Source organism: Mitsuaria chitosanitabida ATCC BAA-476 = NBRC 102408, assembly GCF_001598255.1.
In the GTDB taxonomy this organism is placed as follows: domain Bacteria; phylum Pseudomonadota; class Gammaproteobacteria; order Burkholderiales; family Burkholderiaceae_C; genus Roseateles; species Roseateles chitosanitabidus.
This window is the reverse complement of the sequence record NZ_BCYP01000024.1, coordinates 162,424-183,264: the sequence shown is the minus strand read 5'-3', so window position 1 is coordinate 183,264 and position 20,841 is coordinate 162,424. Positions and strand designations below refer to the sequence as shown.

Genomic DNA, 20,841 nt, shown 5'->3' with positions numbered 1-20,841 from the left:
TCAGGCCTGGGCTTGGAAGAAGCGGCGCGTCGCCGCGATCGCGCGGTCGACGCCCTCGGCATCCACGTCGAGGTGGGTCACGAAGCGCAGCTTGTAGAGCCCCGTCGACAACACGCCCTCGCGCTTCAGATGCGCGACCAGCTGGGTCGCGATCTCCTTGTCCACATCGCAGAACACCATGTTGGTCTGCGGCGCCTCCACCGTCAGACCGGGCAGCCCTTGCAGCCCCGCGGCCAGACGCGTCGCGAGCACGTGATCCTCGCCCAGTCGCGCGACGTGATGGTCCAGCGCATGATGCGCCGCCGCCGCGAGCACACCCGTCTGCCGCATCGCGCCACCGAGCATCTTGCGAGCGCGCCGCGCGCGCCGGATCAGCTCGCGCGAGCCGCACAGCATGGAGCCCGCCGGCGCGCCCAAGCCCTTGGAGAAGCACACCGACACGCTGTCGAAGTGGGAGCAGATGCGCTTCGCGGCCGCATAGGGATCGCCGCCCTCGGCGGCCGCCACGGCGACCGCCGCGTTGAACAGCCGCGCGCCGTCGAGATGCCGCGACAGGCCGTGGCGCTGGGCCAGCTCGGAGGCCTGGGCCAGATAGCCCATGGGCAGAACCTTCCCGCCGATGGTGTTCTCCAGCGCCAGCAAGCGCGTCCGCGCGAAGTGCGGGTCATCGGGCTTGATGTTGGCTTCGATGTCGGCCAGCGGCAGCGAGCCGTCGGCCGCGTGATTCAGCGGCTGCGGCTGGATCGATCCCAGCACCGCCGCACCGCCGCCCTCCCAGCGATAGGTGTGGGCGTACTGGCCGACGATGTACTCGTCGCCGCGCTCGCAATGCGCCATCAGCGCGGCCAGATTGCTCTGCGTGCCGGTCGGCATGAACAGCCCGGCCTCGAAGCCCAGCCGCTCCGCCAGCGCCGTCTGCAGCGCGTTGACGCTGGGGTCATCGCCGAAGACGTCGTCGCCCAGCGGGGCCGCGGCCATCGCCGCGCGCATCGCGGCGGTCGGCTGGGTGACGGTGTCGCTGCGCAGGTCGACGACCTTCGCGCGGTCCATGTTCACCGCCGCATTCGTGGTTGCATTCATCGCGCCAACTCCAGGAAGTTCTTGAGCATCGCGTGACCGTGCTCGGACAGGATGGATTCAGGGTGGAACTGCACGCCCTCCAGCGGCGTCGCGGTCCCGGCCAGCGCGCGGTGGCGCACGCCCATGATCTCGCCGTCGTCGGTGCGGGCGCTGATCTCCAGCTCGGCGGGCAGCGAGGACTCCTCGATCGCCAACGAGTGATAGCGGATCACGTCGAAGCGTTCCGGCAGTCCAGTGAACACGCCTTGCCGGTCGGTGGCGATGGTCGAGGACTTGCCATGCATCTGCACCTTGGCGCGGATGATGTTCCCGCCCAGCGCGGCACCGATGCTCTGGTGGCCCAGGCACACGCCCAGGATGGGCAGCTGGCCGATGAAGCGCTGGATCGCGGGCACGCACACGCCCGCTTCCTTGGGCGTGCAGGGACCGGGCGAGAGCACCAGATGGGTCGGCTTGAGCGCCGCGATCTCGTCCAGCGTGATCTGGTCGTTGCGCACCGTCTTCACGTCGGCGCCAAGCTCGGCGAAGTACTGCACCAGGTTGAAGGTGAAGCTGTCGTAGTTGTCGATCATCAGCAGCATGTCGTTCTCCGTCCTCAGCCTCAGAAACCTTCTTCGACCAGCTCCGCGGCGCGCAGCAGCGCGCGCGCCTTGGCCTCGGTTTCCTTCCATTCAAGCTCGGGCACCGAATCGGCCACGATGCCCGCCGCCGCCTGCACGTACAGCACCTGGTCCATGACCACGCCGGTGCGGATCGCGATGGCCAGGTCCATGTCGCCGCCGAAGCTCAGGTAGCCGCAGGCGCCGCCGTAGATGCCGCGCTTGACCGGCTCCAGCGTGTCGATGATCTCCATCGCGCGGATCTTGGGCGCGCCCGACAGGGTGCCCGCCGGGAAGCTGGCGCGGAACACGTCCATGTTGCCGACGCCCGGCTTGAGGATGCCCTCGACGTTGCTGACGATGTGCATCACATGCGAGTAGCGCTCCACCGCGAAGGCGTCGGTGACCTTGACGCTACCCGTCTGCGCGATGCGGCCGATGTCGTTGCGCGCCAGGTCGATCAGCATCAGGTGCTCGGCGCGCTCCTTCGGATCGGCCTTGAGCTCGACTTCCAGCGCCTGGTCCTGCTCCGGCGTGCCGCCGCGCGGACGCGTGCCGGCCAGCGGGCGGATGGTGACCTTGCGGCCATCGGGCGTCTGCTCCTGTCGCACCAGGATCTCGGGCGAGGCGCCGACGATCTGGAAGTCCCCCATGTCGTAGAAGTACATGTAGGGGCTGGGGTTGAGCGAGCGCAGCGCGCGGTACAGGCTCAGCGGCGACTCGGTGTAGCGCTTCTTCAGGCGCTGGCCGAAGACGATCTGCATGCAGTCGCCGGAGGCGATGTACGCCTTGGCCTTGTCGACGGACGCCAGGAAGTCGGCCTTGGCGAACTCGCGCTCCACCGGATGCGCCTGGCCGCGAGCCACGCGCGGCGCGGCCACGGAGTAGCTCAGCTTGTCCTTGAGCTCGGTGAGCCGCTTCTTGGCGCGGAAGTAGGCCTCGGGCTGCGACGGGTCCGCGTAGACGATCAGGTACAGCTTGCCCGACAGGTTGTCGATGACGGCGAGTTCCTCGCACTGCAGCAGCATCACGTCGGGCGTGGGCAGGCCGCCCTCGGGCGTGGAGTCGGCCAGGCGCGGCTCGATGTAGCGCACCGCGTCGTAGCCGAAGTAGCCGGCCAGACCGCCGCAGAAACGCGGCATGCCGGGCCGCAGCGCGACCTTGAAGCGCTGCTGGTAGGACTCGATGAAGGCGAGCGGATCGCCCTCGTGGGTCTCGATCACCGCGCCGTCGCGGATGACGCGGATGGTCGTGCCCTCGCTCTTGAGGACGGTGCGGGCCGGCAGGCCGATGAAGGAGTAGCGGCCGAAGCGCTCGCCCCCCACGACCGATTCCAGCAGGAAGCTGTGGCGGCCGGGGCCGTTGCCGGCGCAGAGCTTGAGATACAGCGACAGCGGCGTCTCGAGGTCGGCGAAGGCTTCGCTGAGGAGGGGGATGCGGTTGTAGCCGTCGGCGGCCAGGCTTTGGAATTCCAGTTCGGTGATCACGTCGTCAAACCTCTCGTGATTGCGGCGCGCGGTCCGTGGTGAACACGTGACGCGACGCGCGCAAGCGCAGTCTCAGGTCGCCTGTTGGACCTGCCCCATCCGGTAGGGTGCAGAGGAAATGTGACGGTGTCCCGCGTCCGGGGAGAGAGGGTGGACGGCGGGTGGCAAGCAGCAGGCGGCTTCAGGTGAAGTCGTGCCAGGATCGCCAGGGCCAGGCTCCCCGGTCGTTCGACCCCTTGATGTGCTTGCGCGTGATGAACATGGTGCGGCGCAGTGTAGCAGGACGATCCCGGATGTCCCGGCCCCGTGCGGTTGGCGGATACTGCGCGGCCAGAACCGGCATGGGAGCCGGTCGATCCTCCACGAGGGAAGGAGACATGATGTCCAAGCGCAATGTCCTCGCGGTCCTGAGCGCCGCCGCCCTGTCGGCGGTGTCGCTGTCCACCGCGCTGCCCGTGGCGGCGCAGGGATCGTCCACCTCGGCGGACACCGCCGCGCCGGTGGAACTCGCCGGCGTGAAGTACCCGGCCACGGTCGAGGTCGCCGGCCAGAAGCTGGGCCTCAACGGCGCCGGCATCCGCTACAAGGCGATCTTCAAGGTCTACACGGCCGGCCTGTACATGAACGCCAAGGCGACCACGCCCGAGGCGATCCTGGCCAACACCGGTCCCAAGCGCATGCACATCCAGATGCTGCGCGACATCGACGGCGAGGAGCTGGGCAAGCTCTTCACCAAGGGCATGGAGCAGAACACCACGCGCGACGAGTTCGGTCGCTCGATCAACGGCGTGCTGCGCATGTCGGAGATCTTCGTGCAGAAGAAGAAGCTCAAGAGCGGCGAGAGCTTCGGCGTGGACTACATCCCGGGCACCGGCACGGTGATCTTCGTCAACGGCGCGGTGGTGCCGGGCGAGCCGATCAAGGAACCCGAGTTCTTCAACGCCCTGCTGAAGATCTGGATCGGCAAGTCCCCCGCCGACAACAGCCTCAAGACGGCCCTGATGGGCGGCAGCAAGTAGGCGGCCCCGCCGTCGCGCGGCGGTCTCGCCGTCGCGCCCCCTCTTCCTGACCAGGCCGCGACGCGGCCTCAGCGCAGCAGCTCGTCGATCCGGTCGATGTGGCGCTGCGCTGGCACGTCGGCGATCGGCTGACCGTGGTTGTAGCCGTAGCTCACCAGCGCGATCGGGCAGCCGGCGGCCCGCGCGGCGCGCGCGTCGTTGCTGGAGTCGCCCACCATCCAGGTCGTCCCGGGCACCGAGCCCAGCGCCTCGCAGGTCTTGATCAGCGGCAGCGGATCGGGTTTCTTGCGCTCGAAGTCGTCGCCGCCGAAGACGCGGTCGAAGTAGCGATCGAGTCCCTTGCGCTTGAGCAGCTCGCGCGCGAAGGCCGCCGGCTTGTTGGTCAGGCAGGCCATCGGCAGGCCCAGCGCGCGCAGCGCCTCCAGCCCCTCGATCACCCCCGGATAGACCTCGGCATGCGTGCCGTTGAGCGTCTCGTAATGACGCTGGTAGAGCGCCCAGGCTTCCTCGTACAGCGCCTGCGGCGCGCCGACCTCGGTGAGGACGCTGCGGATCAGGTGCTCGCTGCCCTGCCCGATCGTGTGCTCGACGAAGCCGCGATCGACGGCGGGCAGGGCCAGGTCGGACAGCACCCGGTTCAGCACGGCGACGAAGTCACCGAGCGTGTCGACGAGCGTGCCGTCGAGGTCGATCATGAAGGCGGTGGGGCGGGGAGAGAGCGCGGTCATGGGGCGGCATCGTAGCCGCGCGCTCAATGCAGGGACTCGATCAGCGGCAGGTAGGCCACCGCGCGGCCCATCTCGCTCTGGAGCTCGTCCGCGGCCCACGCGATGCCGGCGATCCCGTCCAGGCGCCGCGGCAACGGGCCCGCGGCGGGGGACACCGGCCGCACGCGCACCGCGTCGCCGTGGCCGGACGCGCTGACGCAGGTCAGCAAACGACCGATCGGCTGCGCGCCCAGCCCGGCGTCCAGCGCGGTGCGCAGCGGCGCGATCTCCTCGGTCCGCCCCTGCATCCGCCGCACCAGCGGCGCGACGAAGGCCACGAACGCGCCCAGCGCCTCGCGCCAGTCGTACGGCAGCACCACGCAGGGCCGGCCGTCGACGGCCAGCATCGCCGGCATCGGCAGGCCCGTCGCCGCGCGCGCGTCTCCTCGTCCGCCACGTCCGGGGCCACCGGCGCGGAGCGAGTGCCCGTCCGCCGCGCCGGTGTCGATCACGACGAGCAGGTCGCAATGCCGCGCGGCGCGCCGCAACGCCGGGGCCTCGGATCGCGCCTCCCCCGATGCCACCGCGACGACCGAGCTCGCCCCCAGTTGCCCGAGCGCCTCCATCACCAACGCCAGCCCGGCGCGCTCCTCGTCGCCGCAAGGCCCCGCGGCGCGCGACCGCATGACGACCAGACCCACGTGCAGCGGCAGGAACACCGGCAAGGTCGCCTGCCCCTGGGCGGCCAGGCGCGGCAGGTGATACCAGTCCAGCCGGGTCCCCGCCTCCAGCGCATGGCTGCGGCCGTTCGTGTCCGCGACCAGGGTGCGGCGCGCCAGCACATGACCGATCGCGGCGGTCAGCGGCAGTTCCTGGTGGGTCGCCGGCGGCGCGGCAGGGGCGATCAGCTTCAGCTGCGCATGACGCATCTGCTGCACGGTGTGGACGCGGCCGGGCATCGCGCGGCACTCGGGGAGGTCTTCGGCAACCAGCATGGGAGAGGCGGCTCGGGGCCTTTGGATATGGCGGTTGCTGAATGATGGGGACGCCGTTCCGCTTCCAAAGAGCACAGTCGGCGGCCGATCGTCAGCGCACAGTCGCGCGGGACCACGGGACAGGGATCTCGGCCGTCAGGACGCTCGGACGCCCCCGAGGCCGTCGTCGGAGAAGTCCGATGGACACGGCGATCCCCGCCGATGGCGGAGAGGGCGCGGGGCGCCGACCATGAACTGTGTTCTCCGACGCGGCGGCCATCTGTGCTCTCCGCGACGGCCCGATCGACCGCACCATGCGGGCCATCGTCTCCTTCCCTCCTTCACCGATCCCGAGGTCCCCCCATGAGCAAGCGTCGCGAAGTTCCCGGCATCCGCCCCTACGACGGTCCGGCCGGTGGTTGGGGGGCGTTGCAGGCCACCGCCAAGGCGGTGCGCCAGCAGATGGAGATCGTCACCGCGCCCATCGTCCTGATGCGGACCAACCAGCCCAGCGGCTTCGATTGCCCCGGGTGCGCCTGGCCCGACAAGGAGCACAAGTCCACCTTCCAGTTCTGCGAGAACGGCGCCAAGGCCGTCACCTGGGAGGCCACCAGCAAGCGCGTCACGCCCGAGTTCTTCGCCCGGCACACCGTGACCGAGCTGCTGGCGATGTCCGACTACACGCTGGAGAACCTCGGCCGCCTCACGGATCCCCTGCGCTACGACGCCGCGTCGGACAAGTTCCTGCCGGTCGGCTGGGACGAGGCCTTCGCCCGCATCGGCGAGCGCCTGCGCGCCATGGACTCGCCGGACCGCGTCGAGTTCTACACCTCCGGCCGCGCCTCCAACGAGGCCGCCTACCTGTTCCAGCTCTTCGCCCGCGAGTACGGCACCAACAACTTCCCCGACTGCTCCAACATGTGCCACGAGGCCACCAGCGTCGGCCTGCCGCAGTCCATCGGCATCGGCAAGGGCACGGTGTCGCTGGCCGATTTCGACGAGACCGAGCTGATCCTCTCCATCGGCCACAACCCCGGCACCAACCACCCGCGGATGATGGGCACGCTGCACGAGGCGGCCCGGCGCGGCGTGCCCATCATCGTGTTCAACCCGCTGCGCGAGCGCGCGCTGGAGCGCTTCGCCGATCCGCAGAACGTCGTGGAGATGGCGACCTACGGGTCCACCGACATCGCCTCGACCTATCTGCAGGTGCGGGCCGGCGGCGACGCGGCGGCGCTCAAGGGCGTCATGAAGGCGCTGCTGGCGCTGGACGCCGGGAATGGCCAGGGCGGCGGCGTGCTCGATCGCGCCTTCATCGCCGAGCACACGCAGGGCTTCGACGCACTGGTCGAGGAGTTGCACGCGACGTCCTGGGCCGACATCGTCCAGGAGAGCGGCCTGCGGCGCATCGCGCTGGAGCAGGTCGCCCAGGCCTACGCCAAGTCCAAGGCGACCATCGTCTGCTACGGCATGGGCGTCACCCAGCACAACACCGGCACCGCCAACGTGCGCCTGATCGCGGACCTGCTGCTGATGCGCGGCAACATCGGCAAGCCCGGCGCCGGCATCTGCCCGCTGCGCGGTCACTCCAACGTGCAGGGCAACCGCACGGTGGGCATCACCGAGAAGCCGGCCGCCGAGTTCCTCGACCGCCTGGAGCAGGTCTTCGGCTTCACGCCGCCGCGCGAGCACGGCCATGACGCGGTCCGCGCGATCCGGGCGATGGAGGCCGGCCAGGCGAAGGCGCTGATCTGCCTGGGCGGCAACTTCGCCGTCTCGCTGCCGGATCCCGAGCGCTGCTATCCGGCGATGCGGTCGCTCGAGCTCAGCGTCCACCTCGGCACCAAGCTCAACCGGTCGCATCTGCTGGTCGGCCAGGAGACCTATCTGCTGCCGGTGCTCGGCCGCACCGAGCTCGACGTGCAGGCCACCGGCGCGCAGTCCATCACCGTGGAGGACTCGATGTCCATGGTCCACGCGTCGGCGGGCCGTCTGCGCCCGGCGTCGGCGCAACTGCGCTCGGAGCCCGCCATCGTCGCCGGGCTGGCGCGCGCGACGCTGCCGGCGAGCCGCGTCGACTGGCTGTCGCTGATCGAGGACTACGACCGCATCCGTGACCTGATCGAACGCACCCTGCCCGGCTTCGACGACTACAACGCCCGCATCCGCGTGCCCGGCGGCTTCCGCATGCCCTTGCCGCCGACCGAGCGCGTCTGGCCCACGCCGACGGGCAAGGCGATGTTCTCGGTCTTCCGCGGCGTGCGCGAGCGCTACCAGCCCTGGGCCGAGGACGCGCTGCGGCTGGTCACCATCCGCAGCCACGACCAGTACAACACCACGGTCTACGGGCTGGACGACCGCTACCGCGGCGTCTTCGGCCGGCGCGACGTGCTGTTCATGCATCCGGAGGACCTCGCCGCGCAGGGCCTGGCGCACGGGGACCTCGTCGACATCGAGACCCTGGCCGACGGCCGCGCGCTGCGCCTGCCCGGCATCACCGTGATCGAGTACGAGATCGCGCGCGGCTCCGTCGCGGCCTACTACCCGGAGGCCAACGTGCTCGCGCCGCTGGACGACATCGACGAGGAGAGCGGGACGCCGTCGTACAAGTCCATCCCGGTCCGGCTGGTCAAGGCGGCTCCGGCAGCGGCAACGCCCGTCTGAGGAGACTGAGCCGATGATCGTCCGCCCCAAGCAGAGCTGGTTCCGACTGCTGTTCGTGTGGCACGGCTCGGTGCTGCCGGCGATCCTGCCGCAGCTGGGCTTCATGGCGGCGGTGAGCGTGCTGGCCGTGGTCTCGCAGGGCCGGATCCTCGGCGAGAAGATCCCTCTGAACGCGACGCTGCTCACGCCCTTCGGCCTGACGCTGGCCATCTTCCTGGGCTTCCGCAACAACGCCAGCTACGAGCGCTTCAACGAGGCGCGCCACCTGTGGGGCAACCTGCTGATCGCGTCGCGGGCGCTGGTGTCCGAGCTGCGCTGCTACCTGCGCGATCCGGCGCCCGTCGAGCCCGTCGCGCACCAGCTGCTGGCCGCGGTCTACGCGCTCAAGCACGAGCTGCGCCGCACCGATCCGGACGAGGACCTGATCCGCCTCGTCGGCCGCCGCCAGGCCTTCCTGCTGCGCCGCGACCCGCAGCCCTCGACCGCCGCGCTGCACGCGGTGCGCGAGCGCCTGTGCGCGCTGCAGGACCAGGGACGGCTCAGCGACGTGCGCTTCTGGACGCTGGATGCCCAGCTCACCGAGATCGGCAAGGCCATCGGCGGCTGCGAGCGCATCGCCTCCACCCCCATCCCCTATGCCTACGGCGTGCTGCTGCACCGCACCGTCTACACCTACTGCGTGCTGCTGCCCTTCGGCCTGGTCGACGCGACGGAGTTCTTCACGCCGCTGCTGTGCGTCTTCCTGAGCTACACGCTGATCGCGCTGGAGGCCGTCGCCAACGAGGTCTGCGAACCCTTCGGCCCCGCCCCCAACGCGCTGGCGCTGGACGCGATCGCGCGCGGCATCGAGCGCTCGGTGCTGGCGCTGTGCGGCCGCGAGCCGCCCGAGCCCGTCGTGCCCAACGCCGCCTACCAGCTGACCTGATCACCGGATCGCCTCCACGCCTCTTGCGCCTCGCCCGGCGTCGCCCCCGCCGCCGCAGGCTGTGCCCCCTCCAATTCCCGCCCTCCCGGAGTCCGCCATGACGCCCACGCTGCTCGACCTCACCCTGACGACGCATCCGCTGTGCATCGCGGCGCTAGGGATCCTGGGCCTGGCCGCCGCGATCCACGCGGGCGTGCAGGATCGCCACCGCCGCGCGGCCCAGGCGCATGTGGAGCGTCTGGCGCGCGAGCAGGCGCTGCTGCTCAACAACAACCTGGTGGGCATGGTGCGGGTCAAGGACCGCCGCATCCTCTGGGCCAACCCGGCCATCCATCGCATCCTCGGCTACGACGAGGGCATGGTCGAGGGCGCGTCCATGCGGCTGCTCTATCCCGACGACGAGACCTTCGAGCGCGTCGGCCGGCTCGGCTACGAGGCGGTGCGGCGCGACGGGCGCTTCCACGCGCAGCTGCGGATGCGCACGCGCGGCGGCGCGGACCTGTGGGTGGACCTGAGCGCCGCGGTGCTCAGCGACGCGGAGTTCCTCTGGATGGTCGTCGACATCGACCAGCTCAAGCACAGCGAGGAACGCGCCCAGCACGAGGCGCTGCACGACCCGCTGACGGGATTGGCGAACCGGCGGCTCTTCGAGGAACTGCTGCGGCAGGCGGCCGCCCAGGCGCGACGCCAGGACGAGGGGCGGCGCGGCCTGACCGTCTGCTACCTGGACCTGGACGGCTTCAAGCCGATCAACGACCGGCACGGTCACGACGCGGGCGACGTGGTGCTGCGCGCCATCGGCGACCGGCTGGCACGCGAGCTGCGCGGGAACGACTCGGTGGCGCGGCTGGGCGGCGACGAGTTCGCCTGGTTCCTGGCCGGCGTCGACGACGAGCCCGCCGCCCGCGTCGTCGTGACGCGCCTGCTGGCGCAGCTGCGCCAGCCCATCGCCCTGCCGGACGGTACCGAGGTCCGCGTCGATGCGAGCGTCGGCATCGCGACCAGCGCGGCGCACGGGCTGTCGGCGCAGCGGCTGGTGCTCGCGGCGGACGAGGCGATGTACGTGCGCAAGCGCGCGGCGTCGGCGCCTCAGCGCAGGCAGTCCGCGGCGAGCTTGCCGACCGTGATGACCGCCTGCTCGATCGCCGGCGACCAGGGCGTGCTGTAGTTCAGCCGGATGAAGTGCCGGTAGCTGTTGGAGACCGAGAACATGTAGCCCGGTCCGATGGTGATGCCGCGCGCCAGCGCCAGCTCGTACAGGCGCATCGCGTCGACGGCCTCGGGCAGCTCGATCCAGAGCACGTAGCCGCCCTGCGGCGTCGACGCCCGCGTCCCCGCCGGGAAGAAGCGCAGCACGATGGCCCGCATCAGGCTGCCCTGCTGCGCGTAGGCCTTGCGCAGGCGGCGCAGATGGGCCTCGTAGCCGTCGCGCTCCAGGAAGCGCGCGATCGCCACCTGCGGCAGCGGCGGCGTGGTCAGCGTGTTCAGGAACTTCAGCTTCTCGACCTGGTCCCGGTAGCGGCCCGGCAGCGCCCAGCCGATGCGGTAGATCGAGGTGAGCGTCTTGGAGAAGGTGCCGCAGTGCAGCACCAGGCCCTGGCGGTCGTAGGACTTGAGCGTGCGCGGTGGCGCGTCGCCGTAATAGAGCTCGTTGTAGACACCGTTCTCGATCAGCGGCATGTCCAGCCGGGCGGCCAGCTCGACCAGCGCGCGCTTGCGCTCGTCGGGCATGACGAAGCCCAGCGGATTGTGGAAGTTGGGCATCACCATGCAGGCGGCGATCGGCTGGGTCGCGGCGATGCGCGCGAGCGCGTCCACGTCCAGGCCGAGCTCGGGATGCGTGGGGATCTCGATGGCCCGCATGCCCATGCGCTCGATCGCGTGGAGCATCGCTTAGAAGGTCGGCGACTCGACGGCGATCACGTCGCCGGGCTTGGCCACCGCCTGCAGGCAGAGGTTGATGGCCTCGGTCGCGCCCATGGTGACGAGGATCTCGGCCGCGTCGACGGCCTGGCCCTTGTCCAGGTAGCGCTTGGCGATCTGGCGGATCAGCTGCGGATGACCGGGGGGCAGACCGTCCTGCAGCGGGCGCAGCGACGGGTCCTGGCCCGCCGCGTAGGCGTAGCGGTTGAGCTTCTCCAGCGGGAAGGTGCCCGTGTCCGGATAGGGCGAGCCGAGCGGGACCGCGTCGTGCGCGGCGATGGAGCGCAGCGTGGAGAGCACCAGCCGCGACACGTCGACCGACGAGGACAGCGCGATCGGCTTGGGCGTGGCGATGGCCTCGACCGCGTCGGCAGCCGCGTCGGCGGCCGCGCTGCCGGGCCGCAGCTGGACGAAGTAGCCCGATTGCGGCTTGCTGACCACGAGCCCGCGGCTCTCGAGCAGCAGGTAGGCGCGCAGCACGGTGGTGACGCTGAGCTGGCGCTGCTGGCTGGTCTGGCGGACCGATTGCAGCCGGTCGCCGTGGCGGAAGACGCCGCCGCGGATCTGGCGCTCGATGTCGTCGGCGAGCTTCTCGTAGAGCTTCATGAAGGTACTCCGGACGCAGCGATGGCAGGTCTCGGTAGGTGCGCTAGTTTATGGGCGGCAGTGCGGCGCGAAAGTCCACCGATCGAGGGTTGCCAAGTCGGTGGGCGCGGGACATTCCGCCGCGTAGAGTGACCGGCTCCCCCCGCGGAAGCCGCGGTGGGGCGGGCGCCGGTCGTGGGGATTCGGCGGGGTTGAAGGCACCGTTGCAGAGGGTGGTTCAGCAGTCATGACACACGACGAACTCGAGATCGATCCGGGCCTCCCGGTCCGCCGCAACTTCGGCCAGGTGATCCGCCAAGGGCTGGAGCGCGCCCATGAGGCGGAGTCCGAGAGGCAGCAGATCGCCCGGCTCTTCGCGACCCTCAACAACGCGCTGCTCAAGGAGACCGGCGGCAAGGTGGAGCTGTACTTCGACAAGGACGATTGCGAGAGCTTCGATGATCCGCAGGGGGACGTGATGCTCACGACGCGCATCGTCCTGCGCAGCGTCACGAATCCCGCCAGGGGCACGGTCGTGGCCCGAGGCGAGCCGGCGCGTGACGGCGGACTGCCCTACCACCTGTCGCTCAACTACGTGGCGCTCTACTGCGATCTCGACGCGCTGGAGGAGCATCTCTGCGAGGTCATGGGCTCCGCCCTCGCCGGGAAGGCGATCCGCGACCTGATGCTGCTTTGAGACGGGCACGACATGACGCACGATCACGTCTCTTCCGGTCCGGAGCAGCGGAACGTCCGCATCGTCTGGTGGAACACCGGTCTCTCGCCCGTCCGGGATCCCGACCGGGCAACGGCCGACGACTTCGCGGCCGCCGCGGCAGTCCTCCTTCATCTCGTCGAGGACCTGCGGGCGGACCTCGTCGTCCTCGGCGAGATGGCGCCGAGCAGCGTGCAAGGCCTGCGCGACGCCTGCCCGACGGCTCGCGTCGGGTTCGCCTGGTTTCCAGCTTTCCAGACGGCGGGCAAGAGCCATTTCTCGCTCTGCATCCTCGGCCGCAAGGGACGGATACAGGTCGGTTTCCGAAGCCCGCTCGTCGACAAGGTCCGTGGCACCTTCGTCAAGGCAGGGATGCACTTCACCGCCCAGCTGACGGACGACAGCCCCCCACTGGAGCTCATCGCCTCGCATTGGCCGAGCCGTCTGCACATGGATCAGCGCGATCCGGAGCGCACGCACATCGCCGCCTTCCTCCGGGACTGGTTGGACGAGGAGCACCTGGGCCCGCATCCGGACGCCAACATCGTGCTGCTCGGCGACTACAACGACGAGCCTTTCGATGACGGCCTCGAACGCTTCCTGCTCGCCACGCGCGACCGTGAGCGCGTCCGGCAGAACGGGCGGCTGCTCTTCAACCCGTTCTGGCGCCACCTGAGCGCATTCCCGAACGACACGCCCGACCGACGCCTGAGCGATCCCGGCACCTACATCCATCGCGCCGGCAAGGTCTCCGGATGGCGGACCTTCGATCAGCTGATGGTGTCCTCGGCCCTGCTCTTCGGGCGATCAGGATGGCGCCTGAACGAGGAACAGACCCGGGCGGTGCCGCTTCCCGCGTCCCACCCCGGCCTGCCGGCCGGAAAGCTCGTCTTCGACCACCTGCCCATCCTCGGCACCTTCGAACGCATCGGGCCGCCGCCCCAAAAGACGAAGGCGGACATCCTTGCGAATGTCCGCCTTACCCATTGACGTCCGGCTTGCGCCTCTGCGGGTCCACCACCAAAACCTGGACCGCATGAGTCGTACTGTAGGGATCGCGGCGGGCCTCGCCCAGCCGCGTTCGCCGCATCGCCGGGCGGGCGTATCGCTGATGCGCGTGTCGGGCGTTGACCTACAACCCATCGCTCGCGGCGCGCGCTCAGGCCTGTCGCAGCAGCCGGTACAGCGTGTTGCGGCCGATCCCCAGCCGCCGCGCCGCCTCGGAATGGTTGCCGCCGCAGTCCTCGAGCACGCGCCGCGCATGGGCCCTCGATTGCTCGCGCAGCATCGGCGGCGTCCTGGCCGACGACGACGCGTCCCTGCCGGTGCCGGCATGGGCGCCGGCACCCGCCGTGGTCCCGGCCCGCGTGTCGCCCGACATGGCGGGCACCTCGGGCCGTGAGATCGACTCGTCGCCATGCGCCCGGTCCGGGCTGGCGGTCTGCTGATCCAGCTCCTCGATCAGGTCATCCGGCAGATGCCCGCGGCGGATCACCGATTCGCCGGGCTCCATCAGCGCGCAGGCGATGCGCAGCACCTGCTCCAGCTGCCGGATGTTGCCCGGCCAGGCGTAGCCCGCCAGCTCGCGATACAGGACCGGATCCAGCGCCACCCGCCGCGCCGGCTCCAGCCCCGCGAGCAGCCGATCGATCAGCAGCGGCAGGTCCTGGCGCTCGCGCAGCGGCGGCAGGCACAGCGTCAGGCCGTTGAGCCGGTAGTAGAGGTCCTCCCGGAACTGCCCTTGCGCGACCAGCTGGCGCAGCGGCCGGTGGCTGGCACAGATGAGCTGGAAGTCCACCGACACCGACGGCCCACCGCCCAGCGGCTGCACCTGCCGGTCCTGCAGCACGCGCAGCAGGCGCGCCTGCATCGCCAGCGGCATGTCGCCGATCTCGTCGAGGAACAGGGTCCCGCCATGCGCCTCGCGCAGCCGGCCGGGCGCGCCCTCGCGCGACGCACCGGTGAAGGCGCCCGGCCGGTAGCCGAAGAGCTCGGATTCGATCAGCGACTCCGGCAGCGCCGCGCAGTTCACCGCGATGAAGGGACGATCACGACGTTGCCCGCTGTCGTGGACGGCGCGCGCGAAGAGATCCTTGCCCACGCCCGACTCGCCCTGCAGCAGCAGCGCGATCGGCTTGTCCAGCACGCGACGCGCGCGCGCCACCGCCTGATGCATCGTGGCGTCGCCAAGGTCCAGCGGCTGCAAGGCATCGTCCAGATGTGCCAAGGTCGGTGCCGATGACGCGCCGACCGTCGGCGGCATCGACATCGGTATTGGCATCGGCTCCGGCTCCGGCTCCGGCATCAAAGTCGAGGTCGAGGTCGAGGTCGAGGCCTGCTCCGACCCCGGCCCGCGCGCGACGACGACACGCTCGCCCGGGACGCGGACCCGCAGCCACAGTGGCGGCCCGTCCTCGCGATGCAGCAGCCGCGCGCCCTCCCCGCCCTGGCGCGCCCAGGCCATCAGCTGCGCGAGCCGCACCGGCAGCACCGCCTCGAGCGGGCTCGGTCGCGTCGCCTCCGGCCCCAGCCAGGCCTGCGCCGCGGCGTTGCAGCCCAGGATCCAGCCGTCCTCGCTCAGCGCGAGCAGCCCCTCCGTCGGCGTGCCCAGCCCCTCCGGCTGCACATGCAGCTGCAGCCGCAAGCCGTCGGCGTGCCGCGTCTGGAACAGCCGGTGCTCCACCATGCGCGCCGCCGAGCGCACCAGCGCCAGCGTGTGCCGCTGGAAGCCGCGCTGCTCGCCCGACAGGTCCAGCACGCCCAGCACCCGCCCCTGCGGGTCGCGGATCGGCGCCGCGGTGCAGCTGAGGAAGGCGTTGCGTTCCAGGAAGTGCTCGCCGCCGAGCACGGCCACCGGCCGCTGCTCCGCCAGCGCCGTGCCGATCGCGTTCGTGCCGCGCCAGCGCTCGTCCCAGATCGCGCCGGGCCGCAGGGCGACCCGCTCCGCGCGGTCGACGAAGCGACCGTCCCCCAGCGCCTGCAGCAGCATGCCCTGCGCGTCCGCCAGGATCACCAGGCCCTCGCCATCGCGGGTCTGCTCGAACAGGTCTTCCATCACCGGCCGCGCATGGGCGACCAGCTCATGCTGCCGGTCCAGCGCGCGGCGCAGCTGGGCGCCCGACGCGTGCGGCGCGCCGGGCGGCCGGCCCACCGGGCTCAGGCCGAAATCGCGGCTGCGCAGCCAGCTCCGGCTCAGGCCTTCGTCCAGCGTCTCGACGCTGAGCCGGCCGGTGTCCAGCAACTCGCGCCGCGCCGCGCGCAGCAGTCGAGGCGCGAGCATCGCGCCACTCGGGGTTTTCACCATCGCCTTGTCTCCTGGGGCGTTCTCTCGCTCGACCCGTGCCCTGTGTCCGCTCGCGCGACGATGTGTCCCGCGCTTCGAGCCGGATTCCGCGTCGCAGGTGTTCCATTCCGGAACACCTGTGCCGTCGCGGCGGTGCCGAGCCAGTCTGTGGAGCGATCCTGACGGCGTTCTTGCGGCTTGGGAAGAGGCTTTGCGCCGCCTTGTGGGGGCTTCCCGCGCAAGCGCGGCGCTGGCACGGCCCGTGCAATGCAACCGGCGTCCATCCACCCCAGAGACAGACAGGAGACAACGATGATCTACGCCAAGCCCAATGCCGCCGGCGCGCCGCTGCAGTTCAAGAAGCGCTACGACAACTTCATCGGCGGCCAGTGGACCGCGCCGCGCGAGGGGCAGTACTTCGACGTCATCACGCCCATCACCGGCCAGGTGTTCACGCAGGCGGCGCGCTCGACCGCCGCCGACATCGAGCTGGCGCTGGACGCCGCGCATGCCGCGGCCGACCGCTGGGGCGCCACCTCCGCCGGCGAGCGCGCCAACGTGCTGCTGCGCATCGCCGACCGGATCGAGCAGAACCTGGAACTGCTGGCCTACGCCGAGACCGTCGACAACGGCAAGCCCATGCGCGAGACGCTCAATGCCGACCTGCCGCTGGCCGTCGACCACTTCCGCTACTTCGCCGGCTGCCTGCGCGCGCAGGAAGGCGCGCTCAGCGAGATCGACGCCCACACCGTCGCGTACCACTTCCATGAGCCGCTGGGCGTGGTCGGCCAGATCATTCCCTGGAACTTCCCCATCCTGATGGCGGCCTGGAAGCTGGCGCCGGCACTGGGCGCGGGCAACGCGGTGGTGCTCAAGCCGGCGGAGTCGACGCCCGTCAGCATCCTCGTGCTGGCCGAGCTGATCGCCGACCTGCTGCCGCCGGGCGTGCTGAACATCGTCAACGGCTACGGCAAGGAAGCGGGCATGCCGCTGGCGCAGAGCAAGCGCATCGCCAAGGTCGCGTTCACGGGCTCGACGGCCACGGGTCGCGTCATCGCGCAGGCCGCGGCGACCAACCTGATCCCGGCGACGCTGGAGCTCGGCGGCAAGAGCCCCAACGTGTTCTTCCCCGACATCGCGGCGCAGGACGACGAGCTCTTCGACAAGGCCATCGAAGGGCTGGTGCTGTTCGCGTTCAACCAGGGCGAGGTCTGCACCTGCCCGTCGCGGGCGCTGATCCACGAGTCCATCTACGACAAGTTCATCGCCCGCGCGATCGACCGGGTGAAGGCGATCAAGCAGGGCAACCCGCTGGACACCGAGACCATGATGGGCGCGCAGGCCTCGTCGATGCAGCTCGACAAGATCCTGTCCTATCTGGAGATCGGCAAGCAGGAGGGCGCGCAGTGCCTGATCGGCGGCGGCCGCGCGGAACTGGGTGGCGATCTGGCCGGCGGGTATTACATCCAGCCGACGCTGTTCAAGGGCCACAACGACATGCGGATCTTCCGCGAGGAGATCTTCGGGCCGGTGCTGGCGGTGACGACCTTCAAGACGGAGGAGGAAGCGCTGCGCATCGCCAATGACACGCCTTACGGGCTGGGCGCGGGCGTGTGGTCGCGGGACATGAACACGGCGTTCCGCATGGGCAAGGGGATCAAGGCCGGCCGCGTGTGGACCAATTGCTATCACGCGTATCCGGCGCATGCGACCTTCGGCGGCTACAAGGAATCGGGCATCGGCCGCGAGACCCACAAGATGATGCTGGACCACTACCAGCAGACGAAGAACCTGCTGGTGAGCTACTCGCCGAAGGCGTTGGGGTTCTATTGATGGAAGGGGGAGGCTCGCTGTGATCGGCGGCCCTCACCCCTGCCCCTCTCCCGCGCAGCGGGAGAGGGGGTGACGCGCCTCACCCCATCCTGAACACGGCCACCGCCTGCACCAGCTGCGTGGCCTGCTTCTCCAGCGAATCGCTGGCCCCCGCCGACCGCTGGACCAGGGCCGCGTTCTGCTGCGTCGTCCGATCCAGCTCGCTCACCGCCTGGCTGACCTGCGAGATCCCCGCCGCCTGTTCGCGGGTGGCATTGCCGATCGTCGAGATCAGCGCCGACACCCGGGTCACCTGATCCACGATGTCCTGCATCGCCCTGCCGGCTTCGTCGACCTGCCGGCCGCCGGCCTCCACCCGCTCGACGCTCTCCCCGATCAGCTGCTTGATCTCCTTGGCCGCCGACGCGCTGCGCTGCGCCAGCGAGCGCACTTCGCTCGCCACCACCGCGAAACCCCGGCCCTGTTCGCCCGCGCGGGCCGCTTCCACCGCCGCGTTCAGCGCCAGGATGTTGGTCTGGAACGCGATCCCGTCGATGACCCCGATGATGTCGCCGATCCGCTTGCTGGACGCGGTGATCCCGACCATCGTCTCGTTGACGTTGCGCACCACCTGGCCGCCCTGGGCCGCGGCCACGCTCGCGCCGGCGGCCAGATCCTCGGCCTGACGCGCCGCATCGGCGTTGCTCCTGACCGTGGCGCTCATCTGCTCCATCGAGGCCGCCGTCTCCTGCAAGCTCGCCGAGGCCTGCTCCGTCCGCGCGCTGATCTCGTTGTTGCCGGTGAGGATGTCGCCACTCGAGGACTGCACCGTCACCACCTGCGCGGCGACGTCGTCGATCACCCACCGGAACATCAGGCCCAGCTGGTTGAGCGACCGCAGCGCCATGCCGATCTCGTCGACCCGGTCCAGCTGCAGCGAGTCCCGCGTGTCGCCGCTGGCCACGCGGCATGCCTGGCGCGCGAGCGCCTCCAGCGGACCGACGATCTGCACCTCCAGGAACCACATCGCGAGCAGCGACACCGCGACGAAACCGGCCACCCAGCCCGCCGCCGCGGTGAGCGACGCGGCGCTCATCAGCGCCGAGGCGATGGCCGCCGCCGTCAGCACCAGCACCGGCAGTCGGATGCGCCAGCGCGCCGGCAGGGTCTTGAGCAGCGTCGTCCAGGCCATGACGCCCGTGCGCAGCAGCACGCCCTTGTGGAGCCGCAGATGCGCGGCCCGGCCCTCCCGCATGTCCGCATAGAGGCGCTCCGCGCCGGCGATCTCCTCGGCCGAGGGCCGGGTGCGGACCGACATGTAGGCCACCGGCTTGCCGTTGCGCATCACCGGCGTGGCGTTGGCGCGGACCCAGTAATGGTCCCCGTCCTTGCGCCGGTTCTTCACCAGCCCGGTCCAGGACTCGCCGCCCTGCAGCGTGCGCCACAGGTCGCCGAAGGCCTCGGGCGGCATGTCGGGATGGCGCACGATGTTGTGCGGCTGCCCCAGCAGTTCCTCCGGCTGGAAGCCGCTGGCCTCGACGAAGGCCGCGTTGGCGTAGGTGACCCGGCTCTTCGTGTCGGTCGTCGACATCAAGGTGGCATCGGCAGGGAAGTCGTACTGGCGCTGGGTGACGGGCAAGTTCTTCCGCATGGGGCGTCCTCCTGGTGATTCGCCTGACTGGGGATGTCGCCCCCGCCGGCGTGGCGGCCGATCTGGGGGGCGACTGAAGCGTAGGCAATGTTCGCTATTCGCGCGAGTCATCGCATCAATTGACTGACGGATGACGACTTCGGGAATTCCTGTGCCAGGGCGACACGCCGATCCGAGGGCATGCGGGACAAGGCCGACCTCGGCCCCGGCCCCCGCCCGATGACAAACTATTGTTTGTCTTATGAACAATTGTTTGCGTGATTCAGATCGACTCCCTAGAATCCGCGCCATGTCATCGCCCAAGGAACCCCGGGACCTGTCGTCCAAGCACCAGTTGCTGTCGCTGGTCGAGGCCAATCCCTTCATCAGCCAACAGGACCTGGCCGACCAACTCGGCCTGTCGCGCTCGGCCGTCGCCGGCCACCTGGCGCAGCTCACGAAGGAGGGCCGCATCCTCGGCCGCGCCTACGTGCTGCCCCAGCGCCAGCCCATCGTCTGCCTGGGCGGCACCAACCTCGACCGCAAGCTGCGCGGCCTCGGCGAGCTCCAGATGGGCAGCTCCAATCCCGCGCGCCAGCACGAGTCCCCCGGAGGCGTCGCCCGCAACATCGCGGAGAACCTCGCCCGCCTGGGCCTGCCGGTGCACTTCCTCACCGCCGTCGGCCGCGACGCGGCGGGCCAGGCGCTGCTGGCGCAGCTGCAGGCCCTGGGCGTCGATTGCGCCGGCTGCCTGCAGGCCGCCGATGCGCCCACCGGCAGCTACACCGCCGTGCTGGACCCGCGCGGCGAGCTGCTGATCGCCTTGGCCGACATGGCCCTGACCGATCGACTCGATCCGATGTTCCTGCGTCAGACCGCCCCGCATCGCGCGGCCGCGCGCTGGGTCGTCGCCGACCTGAACCTCTCGCGACAGACGCTGGACGAGCTGCGGGCCGAGGCGCGCGTGCGCGGCCAGTCGCTGCTGCTGGTCGCGGTCTCCGAACCCAAGATGGCCCACCTCGGCGAGGACCTGCGCGGCGTCGAGCTGCTGGTGCTCAACCGCGGCGAGCTGCAGGCGCTCACCGGTCGCAAGCTCGGCAGCGAGAGCGCGCTGCGCGCCGCCTGGCGCCAGCTGCGGGAGGCCGGCCTGAAACGCCTGGTCATGAGCGACGGCGCCCGCGGCCTGCGCTTCAGCGAGGGCGACGAGTTCGCGACGATGGCGCCGCCTGACCTCGATCCGCGCAGCGTCCGCGAGGTCACCGGCGCCGGGGACGCGATGACCGCCGGCATCGCCGCCGCCCTGCATCGCGATCCCGACGACCTGCGCGCCGCCTGCGCGCTCGGCCTGAAGCTGGCCGCGCTCACGCTGCAGAGCGACGCCACCGTCAGCGAGGCGCTGAGCCCCGCCCTGCTCGCCCCGCCCGTCTGATCCGCGACC

15 protein-coding genes and 1 pseudogene are annotated in these 20,841 nt (G+C 70.4%); 8 read left to right on the top strand and 8 right to left on the bottom strand.

Features of this window, described 5'->3' with window-relative positions:
- The 3 genes from ltaE to trpE are packed head-to-tail and all read right to left on the bottom strand — an operon-like array spanning position 1 to position 3,166.
- Entirely contained in the window at positions 1-1,080 is a 1,080-nt protein-coding gene (ltaE, locus tag MCHT01_RS16540) for a low-specificity L-threonine aldolase (RefSeq protein ID WP_245643354.1), read from the bottom strand.
- Entirely contained in the window at positions 1,077-1,661 is a 585-nt protein-coding gene (locus tag MCHT01_RS16535) for an anthranilate synthase component II (protein WP_067066523.1), read from the bottom strand. Before MCHT01_RS16535 ends, ltaE begins: the two co-directional genes overlap by 4 nt.
- Positions 1,662-1,681: 20 nt before the next feature.
- Entirely contained in the window at positions 1,682-3,166 is a 1,485-nt protein-coding gene (gene trpE / locus MCHT01_RS16530; RefSeq protein ID WP_067066522.1) for an anthranilate synthase component I, read from the bottom strand.
- A gap of 377 nt (positions 3,167-3,543) precedes the next feature.
- On the opposite strand from trpE, the gene MCHT01_RS16525 reads away from it, so the two are divergent.
- Positions 3,544-4,185, top strand: coding sequence for a chalcone isomerase family protein (locus MCHT01_RS16525; protein ID WP_420541800.1), 642 nt, complete (start codon positions 3,544-3,546; stop codon positions 4,183-4,185).
- A gap of 68 nt (positions 4,186-4,253) precedes the next feature.
- Here the strand turns inward: MCHT01_RS16525 and gph are convergent, their stop codons facing one another.
- Together gph and MCHT01_RS16515 are read right to left on the bottom strand one after the other, a co-directional pair.
- Positions 4,254-4,913, bottom strand: a complete 660-nt coding sequence (gph, locus tag MCHT01_RS16520; protein WP_067066520.1) for a phosphoglycolate phosphatase — start codon at positions 4,911-4,913, stop codon at positions 4,254-4,256.
- Positions 4,914-4,936: 23 nt separating this feature from the next.
- Positions 4,937-5,887 (bottom strand): MoeA family protein, encoded by a 951-nt coding sequence (locus tag MCHT01_RS16515; protein ID WP_067066519.1) that lies wholly within the window; start codon positions 5,885-5,887, stop codon positions 4,937-4,939.
- A 342-nt stretch (positions 5,888-6,229) separates the two neighbouring features.
- Between MCHT01_RS16515 and MCHT01_RS16510 the strand changes: the two genes are divergently transcribed.
- The 3 genes from MCHT01_RS16510 to MCHT01_RS16500 all read left to right on the top strand — a co-directional run bounded on the left by MCHT01_RS16510 (position 6,230) and on the right by MCHT01_RS16500 (position 10,623).
- Complete coding sequence (locus MCHT01_RS16510) at positions 6,230-8,530, top strand: FdhF/YdeP family oxidoreductase (RefSeq protein WP_067066518.1); 2,301 nt, start codon at positions 6,230-6,232, stop codon at positions 8,528-8,530.
- Between the two features lie 13 nt (positions 8,531-8,543).
- The gene (locus tag MCHT01_RS16505; protein WP_067066517.1) at positions 8,544-9,455 is read left to right on the top strand and encodes a bestrophin family protein; all 912 of its coding nucleotides are present in this window, start codon (positions 8,544-8,546) and stop codon (positions 9,453-9,455) included.
- A 97-nt stretch (positions 9,456-9,552) separates the two neighbouring features.
- On the top strand, positions 9,553-10,623 hold the full coding sequence (locus MCHT01_RS16500; protein ID WP_067066515.1) for a sensor domain-containing diguanylate cyclase: 1,071 nt from the start codon (positions 9,553-9,555) through the stop codon (positions 10,621-10,623).
- Here the strand turns inward: MCHT01_RS16500 and MCHT01_RS16495 are convergent.
- Positions 10,545-11,984: pseudogene (locus MCHT01_RS16495) on the bottom strand (aminotransferase-like domain-containing protein). The gene MCHT01_RS16500 and the pseudogene MCHT01_RS16495 sit on opposite strands and share 79 nt — an antisense overlap.
- Before the next feature lie 226 nt (positions 11,985-12,210).
- Between MCHT01_RS16495 and MCHT01_RS16490 the strand changes: the two are divergent.
- On the top strand, positions 12,211-12,660 hold the full coding sequence (locus MCHT01_RS16490; protein WP_067066514.1) for a hypothetical protein: 450 nt from the start codon (positions 12,211-12,213) through the stop codon (positions 12,658-12,660).
- A gap of 12 nt (positions 12,661-12,672) precedes the next feature.
- Positions 12,673-13,668, top strand: coding sequence for an endonuclease/exonuclease/phosphatase family protein (locus MCHT01_RS16485; RefSeq protein WP_067066512.1), 996 nt, complete (start codon positions 12,673-12,675; stop codon positions 13,666-13,668).
- Positions 13,669-13,837: 169 nt separating this feature from the next.
- Here the strand turns inward: MCHT01_RS16485 and MCHT01_RS27845 are convergent, their stop codons facing one another.
- Positions 13,838-15,982, bottom strand: a complete 2,145-nt coding sequence (locus MCHT01_RS27845) for a sigma-54-dependent Fis family transcriptional regulator (RefSeq protein WP_084452799.1) — start codon at positions 15,980-15,982, stop codon at positions 13,838-13,840.
- Between the two features lie 291 nt (positions 15,983-16,273).
- Here MCHT01_RS27845 and exaC point away from each other — a divergent pair, with 291 nt between their 5' ends.
- Positions 16,274-17,794 carry an acetaldehyde dehydrogenase ExaC gene (gene exaC, locus MCHT01_RS16475; RefSeq protein ID WP_067066509.1) on the top strand — a complete coding sequence of 507 codons (1,521 nt, stop codon included), beginning with the start codon at positions 16,274-16,276 and terminating at the stop codon, positions 17,792-17,794.
- Between the two features lie 79 nt (positions 17,795-17,873).
- Here the strand turns inward: exaC and MCHT01_RS16470 are convergent, their stop codons facing one another.
- Positions 17,874-19,424, bottom strand: a complete 1,551-nt coding sequence (locus tag MCHT01_RS16470; protein ID WP_067066507.1) for a methyl-accepting chemotaxis protein — start codon at positions 19,422-19,424, stop codon at positions 17,874-17,876.
- Between the two features lie 289 nt (positions 19,425-19,713).
- Between MCHT01_RS16470 and MCHT01_RS16465 the strand changes: the two genes are divergently transcribed.
- Positions 19,714-20,832 (top strand): carbohydrate kinase, encoded by a 1,119-nt coding sequence (locus MCHT01_RS16465; RefSeq protein WP_067066498.1) that lies wholly within the window; start codon positions 19,714-19,716, stop codon positions 20,830-20,832.
- Positions 20,833-20,841 lie beyond the last annotated feature (9 nt).